The sequence below is a fragment of the Pantoea sp. K16 genome, from assembly GCF_048452805.1.
In the GTDB taxonomy this organism is placed as follows: Bacteria; Pseudomonadota; Gammaproteobacteria; order Enterobacterales; family Enterobacteriaceae; genus Pantoea; species Pantoea agglomerans.
Genome location: NZ_JBLWNV010000030.1, coordinates 1 through 2,603 on the forward strand (window position 1 = coordinate 1; position 2,603 = coordinate 2,603).

Sequence of the window (2,603 nt, forward strand, 5' to 3'; positions counted from 1 at the left end):
GTATATATGAGTAAACTTGGTCTGACAGTTACCAATGCTTAATCAGTGAGGCACCTATCTCAGCGATCTGTCTATTTCGTTCATCCATAGTTGCCTGACTCCCCGTCGTGTAGATAACTACGATACGGGAGGGCTTACCATCTGGCCCCAGTGCTGCAATGATACCGCGAGACCCACGCTCACCGGCTCCAGATTTATCAGCAATAAACCAGCCAGCCGGAAGGGCCGAGCGCAGAAGTGGTCCTGCAACTTTATCCGCCTCCATCCAGTCTATTAATTGTTGCCGGGAAGCTAGAGTAAGTAGTTCGCCAGTTAATAGTTTGCGCAACGTTGTTGCCATTGCTACAGGCATCGTGGTGTCACGCTCGTCGTTTGGTATGGCTTCATTCAGCTCCGGTTCCCAACGATCAAGGCGAGTTACATGATCCCCCATGTTGTGCAAAAAAGCGGTTAGCTCCTTCGGTCCTCCGATCGTTGTCAGAAGTAAGTTGGCCGCAGTGTTATCACTCATGGTTATGGCAGCACTGCATAATTCTCTTACTGTCATGCCATCCGTAAGATGCTTTTCTGTGACTGGTGAGTACTCAACCAAGTCATTCTGAGAATAGTGTATGCGGCGACCGAGTTGCTCTTGCCCGGCGTCAACACGGGATAATACCGCGCCACATAGCAGAACTTTAAAAGTGCTCATCATTGGGAAACGTTCTTCGGGGCGAAAACTCTCAAGGATCTTACCGCTGTTGAGATCCAGTTCGATGTAACCCACTCGTGCACCCAACTGATCTTCAGCATCTTTTACTTTCACCAGCGTTTCTGGGTGAGCAAAAACAGGAAGGCAAAATGCCGCAAAAAAGGGAATAAGGGCGACACGGAAATGTTGAATACTCATACTCTTCCTTTTTCAATATTATTGAAGCATTTATCAGGGTTATTGTCTCATGAGCGGATACATATTTGAATGTATTTAGAAAAATAAACAAATAGGGGTTCCGCGCACATTTCCCCGAAAAGTGCCACCTGACGTAGTTATCCGGATATAGTTCCTCCTTTCAGCAAAAAACCCCTCAAGACCCGTTTAGAGGCCCCAAGGGGTTATGCTAGTTATTGCTCAGCGGTGGCAGCAGCCAACTCAGCTTCCTTTCGGGCTTTGTTAGCAGCCGGATCCCCTTCCTGCAGTCATTGAAGCTGCCACAAGGCAGGAACGTTGGATGGTTCCCATCCTGCCAAGGAGGTGTGGGGCTGCAAACATTTATACGTCTTGCCGTTATATGTGACCAATTGTCCCGCAGTATAAGCTGTGTTGACCTGCCAAGCGGATACACCAGGATTTGTCGTGAGGCCTGAGTTCAGACCGGTGAGGCCAGTAGCGTGGCTGACGAACCCGTTCGTGATAAACGCGTGGTCTGCCGTGTCGACACGAAGGCTATACACCGGCTGCACGCCGGCGTCGGTGACACTGGCGACTTTCGCGTAGTAGAACCGCCCGTCGGTCAGCTCGTCGGCGATAGCTTGGGCGTCCGGGTCTCGGTGGTGTGCTTCCAAGAAACGCACCAGTCCAGGGACGCCGACTGTGTAGGTTGTGGGCGCAAATTCGGGTTTCCCGCGGGCAAAACCTGCACAGTCGACGCTGAATGCGCTGCGTTGAATCACCGCGTAATCGCCCGGCTTGATTTCGTCGATCAGCTTCCACAGCAGGGTCGGCACCCCGGCGACGTCGACCAAACACAACAACGGGTGGTTCGCGGTGCCCGTCACACGCAGACCTTCGACCGTACGCACCGTGTACACCGGATGCTCGCCGGAGTGGAACAGCCGGTCGGCGAGCACGGGATTGCCATGCCGGTCAAGGACTTTCAGGTCGATGGCGTTGTCACTGTTGGGCCGCGCACCCGGCACGATGTCGGCGATGCGTACCGACTCGCCCTCGGGTAGGGCAACTAGTGCATCTCCCGTGATGCAGATTTTAATGCCCTGCGCCATCAGGTCTTTCGCGGCCAGAAAGCCATCCAGTTTGCTTTGCAGCGCTTCCCAACCTTCCCACAGCGCACCCCAGCTCGCAATGCCGGTACGTTTGCTATCCATAAAGCCGCCCAGACGCGCAATCGCCATATACGCCCATTGCAGGCTGCCCGCTTTTTCTTTGCGTTTGCGTTTGCCTTTATCCAGATAGCCCAGCAGTTGGCATTCATCCGGGGTCAGCACGGTTTCCGCGCTCTGGCTTTCAACGTGTTCCGCTTCTTTCAGCAGGCCCTGCGCACGCAGTGCTTGCGGCGGAGTAAAAGATTCACGCAGTTGCAGCAGACGCACCGCCACAAAGCTCAGAATGCTCACCATACGTTCCAGGTTATCCGGTTCTTCCATACGCTGACGTTCCGCACCCGCACCCGTTTTCCACGCTTTGTGAAATTCTTCAATGCGCCAACGATGGGTATAAATATCAATCACACGCAGCGCTTGGGCCAGACTTTCCACCGGCTCGCTGGTCAGCAGCAGCCATTTCAGCGGGGTTTCGCCTTTCGGCGGATTAATTTCTTCGGCCAGCACCGCGTTCAGGGTAATGTTGCCCTGTTTCAGGGTAATACGGCCGCTACGCAGGCTCAGGC

2 protein-coding genes and 1 pseudogene are annotated in these 2,603 nt (G+C 53.7%); all 3 read right to left on the reverse strand.

Features of this window, described 5'->3' with window-relative positions; translation table 11 throughout:
• Positions 1–28: 28 nt before the first annotated feature.
• Positions 29–889: a class A beta-lactamase TEM-181 gene (locus tag ACK13D_RS22000; RefSeq protein ID WP_000027060.1), complete on the reverse strand. Its 861-nt coding sequence runs from the start codon at positions 887–889 to the stop codon at positions 29–31.
• 287 nt (positions 890–1,176) lie between these two features.
• Positions 1,177–1,980, reverse strand: coding sequence for a carbohydrate-binding protein (locus ACK13D_RS22005; RefSeq protein ID WP_334407799.1), 804 nt, complete (start codon positions 1,978–1,980; stop codon positions 1,177–1,179).
• Positions 1,960–2,603 (reverse strand): annotated as a pseudogene (locus tag ACK13D_RS22010) (IS4-like element IS50R family transposase); the annotation flags it as partial. The pseudogene ACK13D_RS22010 and the gene ACK13D_RS22005, both read right to left, overlap by 21 nt.